14 protein-coding genes are annotated in these 19,692 nt (G+C 57.5%); 11 read left to right on the forward strand and 3 right to left on the reverse strand.

Features of this window, described 5'->3' with window-relative positions:
- Positions 1-17 precede the first annotated feature (17 nt).
- The 7 genes from ABUK73_RS19650 to ABUK73_RS19680 all read left to right on the forward strand — a co-directional run bounded on the left by ABUK73_RS19650 (position 18) and on the right by ABUK73_RS19680 (position 10,692).
- A complete protein-coding gene (locus ABUK73_RS19650; RefSeq protein ID WP_353578779.1) occupies positions 18-926 on the forward strand; it encodes an amino acid--[acyl-carrier-protein] ligase in 909 nt (302 codons plus the stop codon).
- 7 nt (positions 927-933) lie between these two features.
- A complete protein-coding gene (locus tag ABUK73_RS19655; RefSeq protein WP_353578780.1) occupies positions 934-1,920 on the forward strand; it encodes a DUF1839 family protein in 987 nt (328 codons plus the stop codon).
- Entirely contained in the window at positions 1,917-4,388 is a 2,472-nt protein-coding gene (locus tag ABUK73_RS19660; protein WP_353578781.1) for a glycoside hydrolase family 2 protein, read from the forward strand. Before ABUK73_RS19655 ends, ABUK73_RS19660 begins: the two co-directional genes overlap by 4 nt.
- A gap of 203 nt (positions 4,389-4,591) precedes the next feature.
- Positions 4,592-7,309 (forward strand): ABC transporter ATP-binding protein, encoded by a 2,718-nt coding sequence (locus ABUK73_RS19665; RefSeq protein ID WP_353578782.1) that lies wholly within the window; start codon positions 4,592-4,594, stop codon positions 7,307-7,309.
- Between the two features lie 39 nt (positions 7,310-7,348).
- Positions 7,349-7,804, forward strand: a complete 456-nt coding sequence (locus tag ABUK73_RS19670) for a cyclic nucleotide-binding domain-containing protein (RefSeq protein ID WP_113086191.1) — start codon at positions 7,349-7,351, stop codon at positions 7,802-7,804.
- A gap of 351 nt (positions 7,805-8,155) precedes the next feature.
- Positions 8,156-8,857, forward strand: coding sequence for an MBL fold metallo-hydrolase (locus ABUK73_RS19675; protein ID WP_353578864.1), 702 nt, complete (start codon positions 8,156-8,158; stop codon positions 8,855-8,857).
- A gap of 170 nt (positions 8,858-9,027) precedes the next feature.
- Positions 9,028-10,692, forward strand: a complete 1,665-nt coding sequence (locus tag ABUK73_RS19680) for an adenylate/guanylate cyclase domain-containing protein (RefSeq protein ID WP_353578783.1) — start codon at positions 9,028-9,030, stop codon at positions 10,690-10,692.
- A 267-nt stretch (positions 10,693-10,959) separates the two neighbouring features.
- Here the strand turns inward: ABUK73_RS19680 and ABUK73_RS19685 are convergent, their stop codons facing one another.
- Together ABUK73_RS19685 and ABUK73_RS19690 are read right to left on the reverse strand one after the other, a co-directional pair.
- Positions 10,960-11,442 carry a class I SAM-dependent methyltransferase gene (locus ABUK73_RS19685; protein WP_353578784.1) on the reverse strand — a complete coding sequence of 161 codons (483 nt, stop codon included), beginning with the start codon at positions 11,440-11,442 and terminating at the stop codon, positions 10,960-10,962.
- 13 nt (positions 11,443-11,455) lie between these two features.
- Positions 11,456-12,796, reverse strand: a complete 1,341-nt coding sequence (locus ABUK73_RS19690) for a nucleotide sugar dehydrogenase (protein WP_353578785.1) — start codon at positions 12,794-12,796, stop codon at positions 11,456-11,458.
- 125 nt (positions 12,797-12,921) lie between these two features.
- Between ABUK73_RS19690 and ABUK73_RS19695 the strand changes: the two genes are divergently transcribed.
- Positions 12,922-14,019, forward strand: a complete 1,098-nt coding sequence (locus tag ABUK73_RS19695; RefSeq protein ID WP_353578786.1) for a glycosyltransferase family 4 protein — start codon at positions 12,922-12,924, stop codon at positions 14,017-14,019.
- The gene (locus ABUK73_RS19700; protein WP_353578787.1) at positions 14,016-14,750 is read left to right on the forward strand and encodes a polysaccharide deacetylase family protein; all 735 of its coding nucleotides are present in this window, start codon (positions 14,016-14,018) and stop codon (positions 14,748-14,750) included. Before ABUK73_RS19695 ends, ABUK73_RS19700 begins: the two co-directional genes overlap by 4 nt.
- On the opposite strand, the gene ABUK73_RS19705 is transcribed toward ABUK73_RS19700, so the two are convergent.
- Complete coding sequence (locus ABUK73_RS19705; RefSeq protein ID WP_353578788.1) at positions 14,742-15,701, reverse strand: glycosyltransferase family 32 protein; 960 nt, start codon at positions 15,699-15,701, stop codon at positions 14,742-14,744. The two genes, ABUK73_RS19700 and ABUK73_RS19705, sit on opposite strands and share 9 nt — an antisense overlap.
- A gap of 199 nt (positions 15,702-15,900) precedes the next feature.
- On the opposite strand from ABUK73_RS19705, the gene ABUK73_RS19710 reads away from it, so the two are divergent.
- Both ABUK73_RS19710 and ABUK73_RS19715 read left to right on the forward strand, forming a co-directional pair.
- On the forward strand, positions 15,901-17,793 hold the full coding sequence (locus ABUK73_RS19710; RefSeq protein ID WP_353578789.1) for an ABC transporter ATP-binding protein: 1,893 nt from the start codon (positions 15,901-15,903) through the stop codon (positions 17,791-17,793).
- Positions 17,790-19,691 (forward strand): ABC transporter substrate-binding protein, encoded by a 1,902-nt coding sequence (locus ABUK73_RS19715; RefSeq protein WP_353578790.1) that lies wholly within the window; start codon positions 17,790-17,792, stop codon positions 19,689-19,691. The genes ABUK73_RS19710 and ABUK73_RS19715 overlap by 4 nt, the downstream gene beginning before the upstream one ends.
- The last annotated feature ends 1 nt before the right edge of the window (position 19,692 follow it).

Here is a 19,692-nt window from a genome sequence, read left to right on the forward strand (position 1 = left end):
CCTTTCAGGATAAAACCATGGACATGCAAACTACGTTTTTGGATCGCCTGTTCGACAAGGGCCTTCTGATCGATACCGGCGTCGATGGCCTTTATGGCCGCAGCGGCCAGTTCGAAGACGTGATCGTCGCCTTCGAGCGCCTGATCGACAAGGTTGGCGGCGGTGACAAAGCGGAAGCTATCCGCTTCCCGCCCGGCATCAACCGCGCCTATTTCGAAAAAAGCGGCTATATGAAAAGCTTCCCGCAACTGGCTGGCACAGTTCATTCCTTCTGCGGCTGCGAGCTGGATCACGTCAGCCTGCTGAAAAGCATGGATGAGGGTGCCGACTGGACGAAAGACCAGAAGATCACCGATATCGTGCTGACGCCGGCGGCCTGCTACCCGCTTTATCCGACCATCGCAAAGCGCGGCAACCTGTCTGACAATGGCGGTCTCTACGACATCCAATCCTATTGCTTCCGCCATGAACCATCCAAAGACCCGGCACGGCAGCAGCTGTTCCGCATGCGCGAATATGTGCGCATGGGCACGGAAAGCGACGTCACGGAATTCCGCCAGCTGTGGATGGATCGCGGCGTGGAAATGATGGAAAAGATTGGTCTCGATGTGAAGATCGATATCGCCAACGACCCGTTCTTCGGGCGCGCGGGAAAGATGCTGGCCAACAACCAGCGCGACCAGAACCTGAAATTCGAGCTGCTGATTCCGGTAACATCCACGACCAACCAGACGGCCTGCATGAGCTTCAACTATCATCAGGATGCATTCGGAGCCAAATGGGGCCTCAACCTTGCGGATGGCGCGGTCGCGCATACTGCCTGCGTCGGCTTCGGGCTGGAGCGCATCGCGCTGGCGCTGTTCGCAAAACACGGACTGGATGTGGAAGCATGGCCGCAGTCTGTGCGGGATACGCTTTGGGGCTGAGGACGGCATGACGAGTATTTTTCCGGCCTTGAGCGCTGACACCTATGTTCAACATTCGCTTCATTCATTGGAGCGCATGTGGCCGGAAACCAATTGCTATGTCGATCTGTGGATCGAGCTTCTGGCTGCGAGCAATCTGCCGCCGGAAGCCATGCTCGGCTTTACGTTGACCCAGGATTTCGAGGGCGACCAGTTCACCTTCTTCAAGGTACCGCTGGAAGATCTTGAGGCGCTTTATGGCATCCGTGTCACCGAACTGGCGATTTTCGACATGCTCGAAAGCCATATCGAAACGCAGCTGCAGCGCGGCCGCATCTGCCTGATCGAGATGGACAGTTTCTACATGCCGGATACGCACGGCACCGCCTATCGCAAAGAACACGGCAAGACCACCGTCGCCATCAACCGCATGGATATGGAAACCCGCAGGCTGGAATATTTCCACAATGCCGGTTACTTCGCGCTGGAAGGCGACGATTTCTCCGGCATTTTCCAGCACCATCTGACGGAAGACGATCTTCCTTTTCTGCCCTACACGGAATTTGCCAAATTTCCCGAAAAGCCTATTGGCGACAAGGAAAGGCTGAGAGCGGCGAGCCGGCTTCTGCTTCAGCATTTCGAGAGACGACCGAAGAGCAACCCGATCAGGGCTTTCGCTCAAGTCTTTCCAAAGCAGGTGGAAGCAGTGGCCGACCGGCCCTTCGGCTTTTTCCATAAATACGCCTTCAACACGCTTCGCCAGCTCGGTGCCAATTTCGAACTCGCCGCCAGCCATCTGGAATGGCTGGGTGGCGAGCAGCGCTTTGGGCAGGCACCGGCCCACGCGCTTCGCATTTCGGAAGTGGCAAAAACCGTACAATTCCAGCTTGCCCGTGCCATTGCGCGCCGCAAGTTCGATACGCTGGCGACTGTGCTCGACCCGGCCATCGCAGCCTGGGACGAGATGATGGCGGAACTGGAGAGCAGGCTCAGCAACACAAGCGAGGCGGCGTGACGGCAGCATCCGTTTTCCACGCTGCGAATGGCCAGTCGCTCAGCGAGGGATGGACTTTAACGCTGACGGAACCCGATGCCTATCTGACGCCGGTCGATATTCCCATCGATGCCGAAGAGATGACGGCACCCGTTCCCGGCACTGTCGCACAAGCGCTGGAAACGCTCGGAAAATTTGATCGACTCAACCCCAAACCCTTGAACACACAGGACGCATGGTACCGGCTGACGCTGGTGTCTGATGTCGTCGGTCCCGCCAGATTGCGCTTTGAGGGGCTGGCGACGATTGCGGAGGTTTTTCTCAATGGAGAACTTCTGGCCCATTCCACCAGCATGTTCGAAGCGCTGGATATCCCTTTCGATCAGACCGGCGCGGATGAACTCGCCATCTGTTTTCGCGCCCTTGCGCCCCGTCTAGAACGACCCGGCCCACGGGCACGCTGGCGTCCGCAGATGATGAATTCGCAGGGCCTGCGGCTGGTCAGAACGACGGCGCTTGGCCACATGCCTGGCTGGTGCCCGGAGGTTCATGCTGTTGGCCCATGGCGTCCTATCCGCCTGATCCGCGAGAGCGAGCGCGTTTTCGACGTGCTGTCATCTCGATCGGAGCTTGAGGCCGATGGAACCGGAACTCTGCATTTGGCTGTCCGCTTGCAACGAGATGTGTCGGCGGTCGAGATACATTGCGCAGGCCACTCCGGAAGGATGGAAGCGAAAGGCGATTGCACCTTTGAAGGTCAGTTGCGATTGGCGGACATCGCGCCTTGGTGGCCCGCTACGCATGGCACACCTGTTCTTCACGACGTCTCACTTCGCATCGAAGGGCAGACATATCCTCTCGGCAAGACCGGGTTTCGCCGCATCGAGATCGACAACGGCGCGGATGGCAAAGGCTTTGGCCTGAACATCAACGGTGAGCCGATTTTCTGCCGGGGTGCGGTCTGGACCAATGCCGATATCGTGCGGCTGCCCGGCACCACCGGAGATTACGAGCCCTGGCTTCGATTGGCAGCCGAGGCCGGCATGAACATGATCCGCATTGGCGGCACGATGGCTTACGAGACACCGGACTTCTTCCAGCTTTGCGACCAGTTGGGCCTTATGGTCTGGCAGGACATGATGCTGGCGAATTTCGATTATCCGGCTAAGGATGAGGCATTCCTTGCCCATATCGAGGCGGAAATCTCGCAGCTTCTCAAGAATACCGCGCTCTCCCCATCGCTGACCGTGCTGTGCGGCGGTAGCGAAATGTACCAGCAGGGCGCGATGCTGGGGCTTTCCGAACAGTTCTGGAAAGGTCCGCTGACAGAAGAAATCCTGCCCGCACATGTCTGGCGGATCCGGCCTGATATCGCCTATGTCCCCAACTCCCCTTTCGGTGGGGCCCTGCCCTTTGTTCCGAACGAGAAAGTCGGCCACTACTACGGTGTCGGCGCCTATTGCAGACCGCTGGAGGATGCGCGCCGCGCCGATCTGCGCTTTGCCGGAGAATGCCTCGCCTTCGCCAATGTCCCGCAGCAACGCACGCTGGACAAGTACTTGCCTGCAAAGCCAGTGCACGACCCGCAGTGGAAAGCCCGCGTGCCCCGGGACCGTGGCGCGTCATGGGATTTCGAAGATGTGCGAGATCACTATCTCAAGCTGCTCTACGAGGTGGAGCCATCCACCCTGCGCCGCGAGGATGGTGAGCGATATCTCGACCTTTCGCGCGCTGTCAGCGCTGAAGTCATGGAAGCGACATTCGCGGAATGGCGCCGCAGCGGATCGTCCTGTCAGGGCGCTCTGGTCTGGACATTGCAGGATTTGCTGCCCGGCCCTGGCTGGGGCGTGGTCGATGCGACGGGAGAACCGAAGGCCGCCTATTATGGGCTGAAGCGCGCCTTCCGCCCGCTACAGATCACGCTTCTCGATGAAGGAACGAACGGCCTCGATATCCATCTCATCAACGAAGGCCCTAACGATGTGGACGCCGTGGTCGAGATCACCTGCTTGCGGGATGGTCTCCAGCCTGTCGTGACCGGCAAACGTGCGATCAACCTCGCAGCACGTGAGAAGCAAAAAATCGCGGCTACGGATTTGTTCGGCGCATTTTTCGATACGACCTATGCCTATCGTTTCGGCCCACCCTCTCACGATGTGACGGTTGCGCGGCTGATCGATCAGCAAACCGGCGCGCTATTGGTAGGTGCGTTTCATTTTCCGAATGGACGCAAGGCAGCCATGCATCCCGCCACAGTTCACGCCGAAGTGTCGCGCGAGGGCGCTCGCTGGATCGCGCATCTCACCACCGATCGTTTTGCACAGTCCGTGCACGTTGCGGCGGAAGGCTTTCGGCCAGCCGAGGACTGGTTTCACTTAGCCCCCGGTGAGGGCCGCCGAATAGAGCTTATACCCCTGGACCAGCAGTCGGCAGATGCGCCAAAGGGCGAAATTCGCGCGCTTGGCAGCAGCCGTGTATTTCGTTTCTGAAGAAATGCGCTATAAGGCTCGTATTCAGCCGAATTCGTGACTAAATGGACCACGCCGATCCTGGGCGTCATGTTCCGTTTCGTTCACCGCAGCACGCATACTCTCTCCATTTTCGAAACGACATCTGCCTGCATTCAAGAGCGGCTTTGACGCAATCGAAAACATCAATTACCTTCCAGTCTGGCAAGGCACAGAAGTCCTACATGGAAAAAAGTTTAACCCGCTATATCTGGAATCACACACGGCGGCAGCAGCTTTTCATTCTGCTGATCGTCGCGTTTTCGATGATCCCATACTTCCTCGCCTTTGACCTGCCCAAACAGATCGTCAACGGCCCGATCCAGGGGGATGGTTTCGAGGGCGTGAACTCCACGCAGCTCTTCATGCATCTGACGCTCGATCTGCCCTATATGGGGAAGATCACGCTGTTTCCGGGCATCGAACTGACCCGCCTTGGCATGTTGATGGGGCTGAGCCTGACCTTTCTGGCACTCGTCATCATCAACGGTCTCTTCAAATACTACATCAACACCTATAAGGGCCGCCTCGGCGAGCGTCTCCTGCGCCGCATTCGCTTCCAGCTGATCGACCGTATTCTGCTGTTTCCCCCGTCCCACTTCAAACGTGTGAAAGGCGCGGAAATCTCCAGCATGATCAAGGATGAGGTCGAGCCGCTGGGTGGCTTTACCGGTGACGCCTTCGTCCAGCCCGCCCTTCTGGGCGGACAGGCGCTGTCGGCGCTTTTCTTCATTCTCGTGCAGAATTTCTGGCTTGGCCTGATTGCCGCCTTCATGGCCGCCATTCAGGTCGGCATCATCCCCAAAATGCGCCGTCGCCTGATCGAACTCGGCAGACAGCGCCAGCTGAGCGCCCGGCAACTGGCAGGCCGTATCGGTGAAATGGTCGATGGCATCGGCACGATCCACGCCTATGACACCTCCAATTACGAGAGAGCGGACGCCGCCCACCGGCTCGGCGAAATCTTCAAGATTCGCTACGATCTCTACCAATGGAAGTTCATCGTCAAATTCATCAATAACTTTCTGGCGCAGCTGACACCCTTTTTCTTCTACGCGCTGGGCGGTTATCTGACGCTGCGCGGCAGCCTCGATGTCGGTCAGCTCGTGGCCGTCATCAACGCTTACAAGGAACTTCCCGGCCCGCTGAAGGAACTGATCGACTGGGATCAGGCCCGTCAGGACGTTCAGGTCAAATACGAGCAGGTTTTCGAGCAGTTCGATTCACCCACCATGATCGACTCGAAAATTCAGGCCCTTTCGCCGGAAGCGGCAGAGGCCATCACTGGCCCTATCGTTGTCGCCGGGCTGTCGCTGGACGACGATAGCGGCACGCGTCTTCTCGATCAGGCATCCTTGACCATTAATCCGGGTGAAAGCATCGCAATCGTCGGCGGCTCGGGGGCAGAAGCGCTGGCAGATGCGCTGGGGCGTACCCTGTGGCCAACCTCAGGCAAGATTACGTTCGGGGATACCGACCTTCACGAATTGCCGGAATCCGTCACCGGACGGCGCATCTCCTATGTATCTGCCGACACCTATTTCTTCCATGACAGCCTCAAGGAAAACCTCGTTTACGGCCTGAAACACGCCCCTTTGAAGCCGCGTGAGTATGAAGGTGCCGAACTCGAACATCGCAAATGGGAAATCCGCGAGGCCAAGCTCGCGCAAAATCCCGATATCGATATCAACAGCGACTGGATCGATTACGGATCCAGCCCCGCCGGAAGCGATGAAGAGGGAAAATTCCTGAAAGCCATGCTGTCGGTCCTCGATACGGTTCAACTATCGCAGGATGTTCTGGATTTTGCGCTGCGCTCATCCATCGATCCCCTGACCGATCTGCATCTCGCAGCGCGGATCGTGGAATTGCGTCAGGCGCTGCGCGTGGAGCTAGACAAGGAAAATCTCAGTGGCCTGATCGTGCCGTTTGAGCCCAACAGCTACAATGCCGAGGCGACGGTCGGCGAAAACATCATGTTCGGCACGATGCGCGATTCCGCGACCGGCAGTAGCATGATCATCAACAGTGACTATTTCCGCTCTTTGATGCGCGGCACCGGCCTGTCCGAAACCCTGTTCGCCATGGGTTATACGATTGCCGAAAACGTCGTTGAAATCTTCAGCGACCTGCCGCCCGACCACCCGTTCTTCCAGCAGCTCACCTTCATGACGGCGGACGATATTCCCGGCTATCAGCAGATGCTGCAACGCCTTCAGGGCAAGGGATACACGGATGCGACCGAGGCGGAGCGGCGCGCCATGTTGCGGCTCAGCTTCTTCTACATCGAACCGCGCCAGCGCTTCGGCCTTCTGACGCAGGAGGTGATGGATAAGATCGTGGAAGTGCGCCACATGTTCCACGAAAAACTACCGGATGACCTGCGCAGCTGGATCGAGCCCTATGATCCGGAAAAATATGCGACATCGACCAGCCTTCTCGACAACATCCTGTTCGGCAAGATCAGCCATCGCTATGCAGACGCGTCCCGCCGCATCACGAAGATCGTTGCCGATGCGATGAAAAAGCAGGGCCTTTATGACAAGGTGCTGGCCGTCGGCCTTGAATTCAACCTTGGCGCAGGCGGCAAGCGTCTGGGGCCGTTGCAGCGCCAGAAGCTCAATCTGGCCCGCGCGCTGATCAGAAAATCGGACTATTACGTCCTCAACCGTCCGCTTCCCGGTCTCGACCATCGCCTGCAACAGGAGATCGTCGATAATGTCATGGCCTTCCTGAAGAGCGATGGCGCCAATCCCGGCGTGCTATGGGTGCTCTCAAACCCGTCACTGTCAAAAATGTTCGATCGTGTTATCGTCATCAACCATGGGTCGGTGGTCGCAGATGGAACATACGAGACTCTTTCGGAAGAAAACGGTACATTCAAAGAAATGATCGCAGCGTAGTGTATGGCGATCGAACAGGAACACGGACAGGAAAAGGCAATGCTTTTCAAAGACGAAATTCAGATGCTGAAACGCGTTCCCTTCTTCAGCGAAATGGAACCCTCCAAGCTGAAGTTGCTGGCATTTGCATCTGATCGGGTTTCCTACCATGCCGGAGACGAGTTGTTCCGCCAAGGTGATCTTGGCGATGCTGCTTATGTACTGCTGACAGGCAAGGTTGATGTGCTGATAGACTCGCCGTCCGGCCAGATAAAGCTGACCGAAATGAGCGGCAACGCCATCGTCGGTGAAATCGCCATTCTCTGCGACAGCGTCAGAACCGCAACCGTGCGCGCCTCGACGTCAGTGGAAGCGCTGCGGATCGGCAAAGAACAGTTCTTCAAGCTGATGTCCGATTTTCCCGATGTGACGATCAAGGTGATGCGGGTACTGGCCGAGCGTCTGACACAGACGACGTCGGAACTCAGCAAAGCGCGGTCGGGATCCAACGCTTAAAAGAAACACCATTCTCCAGCGCCATTATTCGAAAGAAAAATAAAAGTGGTGCTATTGTAATAAAACTGAAATGCTGAGCGTACTAATGGCGGAGACGTAAGCTGTCTCCCGGAAGGCTGGGGCAAAGACAGGAAAGATAGCACGGTGCCCATAGGAGGAGCTTGGGGCACTCGTGGTAAATTGGGGTGTATCATGGCGTTGCATTCCGACGATCATCGTCGGGACAATAAACAGGAATTTCGGGTCAAGATCTGGGGAGCAAGAGGAACGCTTCCCGTCTCAGGAGAAAAATTCCAAAAATATGGTGGTAACACGATCTGCATCGAAGTGAGGTGCGGAGACCACGTCTTGCTGTTCGATGCGGGCTCGGGCCTCTTGCCCGCCGGTCAGGCGCTGAAGGCTGAGGGCATCGGTGATGTCAACATGTTCTTCTCCCATTGCCATTACGATCACATCGTCGGCTTCCCCTATTTCAAACCCTTCTTCAATCGTGAGAACGATGTGCGCATATGGTCCGGCCATCTTGCCGGACAGAAAACCACGCGGGAAATGCTGGCCGAATTCATGAGCCCGCCCTGGTTCCCCGCCCCTCTCGATATCTGCTGCGCCCAGATCATCACCAAGGATTTCAAGGCCGGTGATGTGCTGCCGGTTCATCCCGAACTCAACATCACCACAGGCATGCTGAACCATCCCGGCAATGCCATCGGCTACCGCATCGACTGGCAGGGCCGCAGCTTCGCCATCATCACCGATACGGAGCACGAAACCGGAAAGCTGGACAAGTCGGTTTTGAAGCTGATCGACAATGTCGACCTGTTTCTCTACGACGCATGTTTCACCGATGCCGAGATGGAAACCTATCGCGGTTACGGTCACTCCTCATGGCAGCAAGCCGTTCTTCTGGCCAAGCACGCAAATGCGAAGAGCGTCGGCCTCATCCATCACGCGCCTTTCCGCACGGATGCCGAGCTTGAGATCATCGAAGCGGATGCGAAAAAGGAATTCGCCGGCGCCTTCGCCGCATGGGATGGCCAGACAATAGAGCTTTGAAGAGGCGCGTCTGGACCAGCGGTCTCACGCGTTTCAAAATGCCGATGACGTGATCATTGATCTATTCTGCTTCTCAAAGCATTAGAGTATAGCAGCGAGCGGCTTTCTGCAGGGACGTCTCCCCTGGCACATTGCCCCATGGTGAATACAGCCAACCGGAGACAGGAAGCATGGCCCATATCGTGTCGGAAACGTCGCTCAGGCGTGCACGATTGCTGTCCGGCCTTATCATGCTATCCTTCGTCTTCACGCATCTGTCGAACCACGCTCTGGCGCTGGTCTCGATAGAAACCGCCGAATATGGGCGCATGTGGTTTAGCCTTCTCTGGCTCAATCCTCTCAGCAGCCTTATCCTTTATGGCGCGGTTCTGACCCATATCCTACTGGTCCTGCGCTCCATCTATGTCCGCCGCACGCTGAAAATGCCGGTGCGCGAAGCGCTGCAAATCTTCATCGGGCTCATCATACCCTATCTCATCATCGACCATGCCAGCGGCATAAGACTGTCGCGTATGCTCTATGGCATCGATGTCGGTTATGAGACCGTCATCTATAATTTCTGGATCCGTAACCCTCTCCTCGGTCTGCGCCAAAGCGTAGCGTTGGTGCTGATATGGCTGCACGGATGTTTGGGAATATTCTTCTGGCTGCGCTACCGCGACTGGTACAAGCGCATTTCGCCCTATCTGCTGACGGTGGCCGTGCTGATGCCAATCCTTGCTCTTCTAGGCTTCAGCGATGCAGGTCGGGAGATGGAATATAACCCGCCGCCGCCGCGCGTTGTGCATGCCAATCAGGCCGAGCTTGAAGCTGCAATAGACACCTTTACAAGAGCTGCAAAGGCCACCTTCGGCGGGGCGGTTCTACTGGTCTTCGTTCTGCGTGGTGTACGCAGTCTGCGGCAGAGATCAAACTCCATCGAAATCCGCTATGATCACGGCGCGATGGTGCGGGCGCCTGCGGGCCTCAGCGTGCTGGAAGCCAGCCGCTCCGGCAATGTTGCCCATTTTTCGGCTTGCGGCGGCAAGGGACGCTGTTCCACCTGCCGGGTGCGGATCATCGAGACGCAAGGGCCTCTGCCGGAACCATCCTCGATGGAACGCGCGACGCTCCAGCGTATCCATGCCGATTCCGACGTGCGGCTCGCCTGCCAGCTTCGCCCGAAGCATAATCTCAACGTGGCCCTGCTGCTGGCTTCCAAACAGCAAAGCGACATCCCCGCCAGCGGCGAACCGATCCGCCCCGGCCGCGAAGAAGAGATCGCCGTCCTGTTCTGCGATCTTCGCAACTTTACGGCTCTGTCAGAAGCGCGCCTGCCCTATGACATGGTATTTCTGCTCAACCGCTATTTCACCGTGGTAGGGCAAGCCGTGGAGCAGGCGGGCGGACGGCTGGATAAGTTCATTGGCGATGGCGCCATGGCGCTGTTCGGCCTTGAGGGCAACAAGGAAACGGCAAGCCGCGATGCGCTGAAAGCCGCGGCACTCATTCTGCGCAACATAGAAACGCTCAACGAAGAGCTGGAAAATCAGTTTGCGGTGAAGCTGCGAATCGTCATCGGCATTCACGCAGGCCCCTCCATCGTCGGTGTGATGGGTTATGGCGGCGCTAAGAACCTCACGGCGATTGGCGACACCGTCAACGTTGCCAGCAGGCTGGAAAGTGCGGCCAAGGAATTCGACACGGCCATCGTCGTTTCAGAACCCGTGCTGCGGCAATCCGGCCATGACGTCAAAACCCTGCAGAGCCGAACGATCCCCATTCGCGGCAAAAGCTCGCAGATGAAAATCTTTCTGATCTCAGAGACCGAAAGCCAGCTTTTTCTACCAGCCTAGAGCGCTTCCTTGTTAAATGGAAACGTTCTGCCGGAGCAGATTTTCGTCAGGGCTAAGGCGATCGGCGAAGGGCATACCCAAAGGTACGGTCGAGCCGATCGCCTTAGCCCTGGCGGAAATATGCCCGGCCCTTCGGGTTGGTTGAAACGGGCCGTCTGCTTGCCCGGACGGCTTGGCCGTATGCTAAGGCTACGGCACGCGCCGTCCGGACAAGCAGTCGATCCCGTTTGAACCAACAGAACTGTCTCCATTTAACAAGGAAGCGCTCTAGATTTTCCGGTAAAGGAAATACCGATCTTCGGGAACGGACGTCGGGATAGGCAGCGGGTTGAGGCTTTTCTCTTCCAGCGGAAGACCGCTGACGGCGACACCGCCCTTGGCCAACATTCCCGCCACAAGCTGCGGCAGCCATGTGAGCGTGATGGCATCCTTCTCAGGATAGCCGGTGCCAATATCGGCATGCACGAGACCCGCCTCGACGCCGACATAGGCCTGCGCCGTCTCGGCGATTTCACCGATCACAAGATTGTCGTCCTCCGGCACCGAAGAGGCATGCGCACCCATGGCCCTGTCGAAAGCGACGATACGACGATCCGGGAAAAGCTCGCGCAGATGATTGAAAGTGCGCCCGTTGCCAAGCCCGATTTCCATGACGGGATTGCCCGCTGGGAGGTCCAGATCGGTATGGACATGGTTGAGAATGTCCCGCTGCGCCGTCAGGCGGCGAATGAAGCTGTCCAGTCTGCTCATCTGTTCTCTTCCATCAGGCTTTGATGATGTGGCTCGCGACGATGCCGCGCTTGGCAAAGGCATTGCGCGTATCGATGATCAGCGGCGACCATTCGCTCAGGCTTTGGTAGTCGATATTGTCGTGATCGGTCGCTACCAGCACCGCGTCGAAAGCGCTGATCGTCTGCTTGTCCCATGCGACAGACTTCATCCCCAAGAGATCGCCATATTCGCGGGTCTTCGGAATTTCCGCGACATAGGGGTCGAAATAGGACGGCTCACCGCTGCGCTCGATGATGAGTTCGATGAGTTTCAGCGAAGGGCTTTCGCGAATATCCGGCACGTTTTTCTTATAGGCCAGGCCCACAATCAAAACCTTGGAGCGGCTGAGCGCCTTGCCGCGATGAATATCCAGCGCTTCTGCCAAACGGCTGACGATGTGGCGCGGCATGCCGGTATTGATCTGGCCCGCAAGCTCGATGAAGCGCGTTGGCAAATCATACTCGCGCGACTTCCACGTCAAATAGAAGGGGTCGATCGGGATGCAATGACCGCCGAGACCGGGGCCTGGATAAAAGGGCATGTAGCCAAACGGCTTGGTCTTGGCCGCATCGATGACTTCCCAGATGTCGATGCCCATGGCCTCGTAAACGACCTTCAATTCATTGACGAGGGCGATGTTGACGGCGCGAAAGACGTTTTCGGTAATCTTCACCGCTTCAGCCGTCGCATTGGTAGAGACGGGAACGACGGTTTTGACGACCGCACCATAAAAAGCCACCATCATCTCTGCCGCATCCGCGCCATCGCCGGATACGACTTTGGGAATGGTCGAGGTCTGGAAATCGCGATTACCGGGATCTTCACGCTCAGGCGAGAAGCCGAGGAAGAAATCAGAGCCGGATTTGAGGCCGGTCTTTTCCAGAATGGTTTTCACCACACCATCCGTGGTGCCGGGATAGGTGGTGGATTCCAGCACCACGAGTTGGCCGGGGCGCAGCGTCTTGGCGATTTCCCGGCAGGTGTTTTCAACATAGGAAAGATCAGGATCGCGGTACTTCGTCAGCGGTGTGGGAACGCAGATGGCGATGACATCGCAATCGGCAAGCTGCGCGAAATCGCAGGTCGCAACGAAGCCGTCGTCCTGTCGCGCGCCGTTCAAAACATCGTGCGAGACCGCTTCGATGTAGCTTTCACCGGCGTCGATGGCGGTAATCTTGCCGGGGTCGATGTCAAAGCCGACGACTTTGAAGCCGGAATGGGCAATGGTCATAGCCAGCGGCAGACCGACATAACCGAGGCCGATGACGCCTGCTTTGGCCTTTTTCGACCGGATAAGCTCTAAAAGTTGCTGTGCGTTTGAAGAGGAAGTCAAAGCTGATTGCGCCCCGCGCATGGAGAGAGATGCCCATCAGTTGGGCGAGAACAGCCACAGTGTCAAGGTTTGGCCGCCGCAAATTCCCATTGACGAAGCCTTGAGCGACAAAGCAAAACGGACAGATGAAAATCGCCTTCTATTCCCCGCTGAAATCTCCCAACCATCCCGTCCCCTCCGGTGACCGGCTGATGGCACGCCAGTTGATGAAAGCGATGCAGATGGGCGGGCATGAGGTGGCGGTTGTGTCGGAGCTCCGCAGTTTTATGCGCGACCCGGACGGGGAAGAACACCGCGAACTGGTACAGGCAGCGGAGACGGAGCGCGAGCGCATCGCCACCGCATGGAAGGGCGCAGGCAAGCCGGATATCTGGTTCTGCTATCACCCCTATTACAAGGCAAGAGACCTTCTGGGACCGGAGCTTTGCCAACGCTTCGGCATCGCCTATGTCACCGCCGAGGCTTCCTATTCGCCGAAGCGAAATGCCATGGGCTGGGGTGAGATACAGGAGGCGCTCCTCGCCGATCTGCGTTTCGCTGCCGTCAATATCTGCTTCACGAAGCGAGACCGGGACGGGCTGTCAAAGGCGGAGGCGAATATCCGTTGCGCCATGCTGCCACCCTTCATCGATGCCTCTGCCTTTACGAAAACCGCTCCCTCCCCCACCCGCTATTGCCTCGCAACCGTTGCGATGATGCGTGCGGGCGACAAGCTCAGCAGCTACCGGGCATTGGCCGAGGCATTGAAACAACTGCCGCATGATTTACCATGGACCTTGGAGATCATCGGAGATGGGCCGGAGGGTGATACGGTGAGAGGTCTGTTCGCCACATTCGATGAGAGCCGCACCATCTGGCATGGCGAGCAGACACCCAAAGCAATTGCCGACATTCTCTCCCGCTCTTCCATCTATGTCTGGCCGGGGCATGGCGAAGCCTATGGGCTTGCTTATCTTGAAGCACAGGCGGCGGGCCTGCCTGTCATTGCCGAACGGATCGCAGGTGTGCCGGAGGTCGTGATGGATGGTGAAACCGGCATTCTGACCGAGCCCGGCAATATCGAGGCCTATGCCGAGGCATTGGTAAGGCTGATGAGAAATGACGATCTGCGTCGGGCGACGGCAGCAAATGCCCGCCATTTCGCGACTGTCGAACGCTCGCTTGAAAATGCAGCGGTCACGCTGAACACCATTCTCCTAAACCTGCCGGAGCGGACATCATGAGTGAAAAACTGCTTCTGGAAATGCTGGATGATTTTGCCAGCAGAAACATCGTCGCGGATTTCTGGTTGCGGGATGACGACGCGACGGAGCCGAGCCCGGCGCTGGACCGTCTGCTGGAGCTTTCCGAGCACTTCGCCATTCCCATGACGCTGGCCGTCATTCCAGAGCCAACCGGCGACGCGCTGGCAAAGCGGCTTGAGCAGACGACCGCAATTGATGTTGCCGTGCACGGCTGGGCGCACCAGAACCATGCCGGGCCTGACGACAAAAAGCGCGAGCTTGGATTACACAGGCCGCTCGAGACAGTGCTTGGAGAATTGCAGCAAGGACTGACCAAACTGCAATCCCTTCACGGCAGATGTTTCGTTCCCATGCTGGTGCCACCATGGAACCGCATCGATCAGGCGGTGATCGAGCATTTGCCACAACTGGGCTACAAGGCTCTCTCCGTCTACGGCCCAGAAACCGCAGGCAGCCTTCCGATCCTCAACACCCATGTCGATGTCATAGACTGGCGCGGTACGCGCGCTGGCAAAGACCATGATCTGCTGTTTACGGAAATGGCAGAACGTGTGCGACAGGCACATGAGACCGGCGGCATGACGGGGATACTCACCCACCATCTCGATCACGATGAAAGTGTCTGGACCTTTCTGCGCTCGCTCTTCACACTCACGGCCAGTCATCCCGGTTGCCGATGGCGCTCTTCGCGCCAATGGCTGTCACCATGATTTCCAGGCAATCAGCAGACCGTCGTCAGCATCCGCGCGAGCGCGCGCCGCTTCAACGTCACTGAAAGGTGCCCGGTCCGGCAAGAGAGCCGCAACAAAATGCGCCGCCGCCAGAGACACCGAACCCGCCCTCGCCACCACGGTGAAAATCAGCGGGCCGGTTGCCCACCATGCCGGCGCCTTCGGCAGCGTTGTCAGGATGTCCGGAAACGCCTCAAGCATCCGGCTAAAGACAGGGTGACCGGGCGGGGTGGCAATGAAAGAATTGGCCAGAAGCAGGGTGCCCTGCCCCGTCTTGCGCGGCACATCTTCGCCAAAGGCCGTGAGCCCGATCATCGGCAAGACGTCGAAAAAGCTGAGATCGTCGCGCGCGGGGTAAAAATCACAATCCAGATAAATGCCGCCGAATTTCGCCAGAATGATGTAACGCGCCACATCCACCGCACCGGGATAATCCCCCTCCGCCAGCATTCTGGCAAAGATCGGGTTTGAGCTTATCCCCTCCCGCTCAAGATCAGCTTCCCGCCACAGGATATAGTCCAGCCCGTTCGTCTTCGCATGGTCCGCCCATGCACCGGTCGATACCGGCACCGGCTTGTCGCCGATCCATATCTGATGAATGCATTTCGGCACGGTTTGGCGGTTCTTCGCTGCGATCAACCGGCGTTCTTCCGTCGAAAAACGGCCATAGAGCGCAAAGACATCGGGTGGGGGCACCAGCAGATATTGATAGCCGGTGCGGCCCACCGCATTGCCTTCAGCTTTGGCAAGCCGAAGAAAAGCGGAATGAAGCCTGCGCGGCAGTCCAAGCGCAGTCGTCTCGCCCATCAGATGCCGGTCGCTCTCCCGCGAAAGCTGATCGAGAATATTGCGCGCGTCGCTGAAATTTTTATTCGCCAGCAATTGCCGCGCCTCAGCCAGTTTTCCATCGAAATAAGCCTTGTCTGGCATGGTGGCTTCCTCTGGGTTTAATAACTCGGACACATCTTCCAAATACATGTTTTCACGCAAGCCTGCGACATTCGGAACATCCTGAAGTTTTCGATGTTTCAGGAGCATAGACAGAACTACAGGCCTGCGATAACGTAATGTACATGGCCCTTAAATAACTGCCCTAGGCAAAATAAGAAACGGTGAGGACACCCTTGGCATGAGTTCAGGCGCCGACTTGCTTCGTATCGAAAACCTTCAAGTTTCTTTTTCCTTGATGGGCGGTAAAATCGATGCCGTTAGAAACACCAGCCTTCGTATTTTGCCGGGCAAAGTCACCGCCTTGGTGGGCGAATCCGGCTCTGGCAAATCCGTCATCGGCCAGACCATCATGGGCATTCAGCCGCGCACAGCAAAGGTCAGCGGTCGCATCCTGTTTTCAGATCCGGCACGTCCGGAGCGCGGAGCGGTCGATCTGCTGCAGCTGGAACCAGATGGCAAGCCCATGCGGGCCATTCGCGGAAACCGCATCGGCCTGATTTTTCAGGAGCCTATGACGTCCTTTTCGCCGCTGCACACCATTGGCAACCAGATCGATGAAGCCCTGCGAATTCATTCGGTGCTGACGCCCAAGGAGCGGCAGGAGAAGCTCGAAGAAACGCTCGATCTCGTCGGCTTTTCCAATCCGGCCAAGATTTGCAACATGTATCCGTTCGAACTGTCCGGCGGCATGCGGCAGCGCGCGATGATTGCGATGGCGCTGATCTGCCGCCCTGCCCTTCTAATTGCCGATGAGCCGACGACCGCACTCGATGTAACGATACAGGCACAAATCCTCAAACTGCTGCGCGATCTGCAAAGCAGGCTCAACATGAGCATGCTGCTGATCACCCATGATCTCGGCGTCGTCGCCAATATTGCCGATGAAGTCGCCGTCATCTACCAAGGCGAAATCATGGAGGCAGGAACGGTCGATGAAATCTTCCGTGCCCCGGCCCATCCCTATCTCAAGGGCCTGATGGCCGCCGTGCCGCATTTCGACATGAAGCCCGGCGAAAGGCTGAAAGCGCTTCGCGAAGTGGTGGTCGACAAGGAAAGCCTGATCGGCAAGAAATCTACACATGTGGACAAGGCAGATGGCGTTCTCCTGAGCGTCAACAATGTCAGCAAAACCTTCACCACCCGCAAATCCAGCTGGTTCACTTCAGGCAAGTCAAGCACGACAAAAGCCGTCGATGGCGTGAGCTTCGAGATTCGTCGCGGCGAATGTCTCGGCCTTGTCGGCGAAAGCGGCAGCGGCAAAACCACCGTCAGCAAAATCCTGATGCGCGCCGTGCGCCCGGATGAGGGCTCCATCACCTTCCACAGCCGCAATGGCGATATCGACGTGATGAATGCCAGAGATGGTGATCTGCGTGAATTGCGCACGAAGATACAGATGGTGTTTCAGGACCCCATCTCCTCGCTTTCACCGCGCATGACGGTCAGCAATATTCTGAGCGAACCCCTGCAAATCCATGGTCGCGGCGACGCGAAATACCGCTCCGAAAAAGTGCGTGGGCTGCTGCGGGCCATCGGTCTGGGAGACAGCGCGCTCAACCGTTACCCGCATAGTTTCTCCGGTGGCCAGCGCCAGCGTATCGGCATCGCCAGAGCCTTGGCGCTCGGGCCTGAACTGCTGATTTGCGACGAACCCGTCTCGGCGCTCGACGTTTCAGTACAGGCGCAGATTCTCAATCTGCTGAAAGATTTGCAGAAAGACCTCGGCCTCACCTATCTCTTCATTTCGCACAATCTGGCCGTGGTGGATTATATGGCGGACCGTGTGGCGGTGATGTGCGAAGGCAAGATCGTTGAACTGGCACCGCGCGAGACACTGATGCGCAACCCCGTCCACCCCTATACCAAATCCCTGCTGGCCGCCGTTCCCTTCCCGGATCTGGACAGGCCACTCGATTTCAGCACCATCGCCAAGATCAGCGCCACCGGCAAATTCGACTGGGGCAAGCAGTTCCGCGACAGCGATGAAGGCGGGCTCATCACCGCCGATCTCGGTGGCGGTCATCTCGTACTGGCCAATGGAAATGTGGATGTTGCGGAGTTACGCTCGTGATCACGCGCAGAACGACACTTGCCCTTCTTGCCTCCGTCTTCGCTCCCTGGAAAGCGCTGGCGGCCTATACGGATTCTGATTTCCTCAAGGAAAAACGCGAGAAAGGCGATCTTCCACCCGTCGATCAGCGCCTGCCGAAAAATCCCCGCGTGATGAACCTGGAAAACCTTGGACGCGAGCCCGGGAAACACGGTGGCTCCGTGCGTATGCTGATCGGTGGCCAGCGCGACATCCGCCTGATGCCGATCAACAGCTATGCACGTCTTGTCGGTTACGACGAGAAGTTCGAATTCCAGCCGGATATTCTGGAAAGCTATACGGTCGATGAGGAGCGGATTTTCACGCTGAAACTGCGCGATGGCCACAAATGGTCAGATGGCAGCGACTTCACGACCGAAGACTTCCGCTATTTCTGGGAGGACGTGGCGCTCAACCTCGAAATCCACAAAGGCGGCCCGCCAATCGAGCTGTTGGTCTATGAAAAACCTCCAAAAGTGGAGGTCGTTGACCGCCTGAGCGTTCGCTACACATGGGAAGGTCCGAACCCGGATTTTCTGGCCAAGCTTGCCGGTGCCTCGCCCGCGCGCCTGTTCCTGCCTGCTGCCTATATGAAGCAGTTCCACATCAAATATCAGACGCCGGAAAAGCTCGCCAAGCTGATCAAGAAGAACAAGGTGGATGACTGGAGCAGCCTGCACATCAAGATGTCGCGACAGCTTCGCCCGGAAAACCCCGATCTTCCAACGCTCGACGCATGGCGCAACATCACCGCGCCGCCTGCCGAACAGTTCATTTTCGAGCGCAATCCCTATTACCATCGCGTCGATGAAAACGGCCTTCAACTGCCTTACCTTGACCGCTTCCTGCTGAATGTCACCTCATCGGAAATCATCGCTGCCAAGACGGCGTCCGGGGATAGCGACCTTCAATTCATGGGGCTCGATTTCAACGATTATACCTTCCTGAAGGATGCGGAAGATCGCTACCCGCTCAAGGTCAATCTGTGGACACGCAGCCAAGGCTCGCGCGTCTGTTTGCTGCCGAACCTGAATTGCGGCGACGATGTCTGGCGCAATCTGTTCCGCGACGTGCGCATGCGCCGTGCCCTGTCTATTGGCATCGACCGGCATGAGATCAACATGGTCTGCTTCTACGGTCTTGCCAAAGAAAGCGCCGATACGGTTCTGCCTGAAAGCTCGCTCTATCGCCCGGAATTTGCCAAGGCATGGTCCGACTTCAATCCCACCATGGCAAATGCGCTCTTGGACGAACTGGGGCTGACGACCCGCAACGACCGCGGCATTCGCCTGCTGCCGGATGGACGCGCGGCCCATATCATCGTCGAAACCGCAGGCGAAAGCACGCTGGAGACGGACGTGTTGGAACTGGTAACCGACCACTGGCGCAAGATCGGCATATCTCTATCTAGCAGACCAACCCAGCGCGATGTCTTCCGCAAGCGCGCCATGGGCGGCGAAGTCATGATGTCGGTCTGGTTCGGCATGGACAATGCCGTGCCGACACCAGATATGCTGCCCGCTGGCCTTGCCCCCACGGGTGACGACCAGCTTCAATGGCCGGTCTGGGGTGTGCATTACCTCTCAGGCGGGCGTGAAGGCAAGGAACCGGATTTGCCGGAAGCCGCTCATCTGCTTGCGCTTTTGAAACAATGGCGTCGCAGCGTGACGGAAGAAGAGCGCCGCGACATCTGGCTGGAAATGCTGAGCATCTATTCCCAGCAGGTCTTTTCCATCGGCATCGTCAACAGCGCGCTGCAGCCCATCGTGCATGTGACGAAGATGCGCAACGTGCCGGAAAAGGCGCTCTACGGTTTCGAACCCACCTCCTATCTCGGTGTCTATATGCCAGACGCGTTCTGGTACGACGGAGACGCATGAC

The sequence above is a fragment of the Agrobacterium vacciniicorymbosi genome, assembly GCF_040427045.1.
In the GTDB taxonomy this organism is placed as follows: domain Bacteria; phylum Pseudomonadota; class Alphaproteobacteria; order Rhizobiales; family Rhizobiaceae; genus Agrobacterium.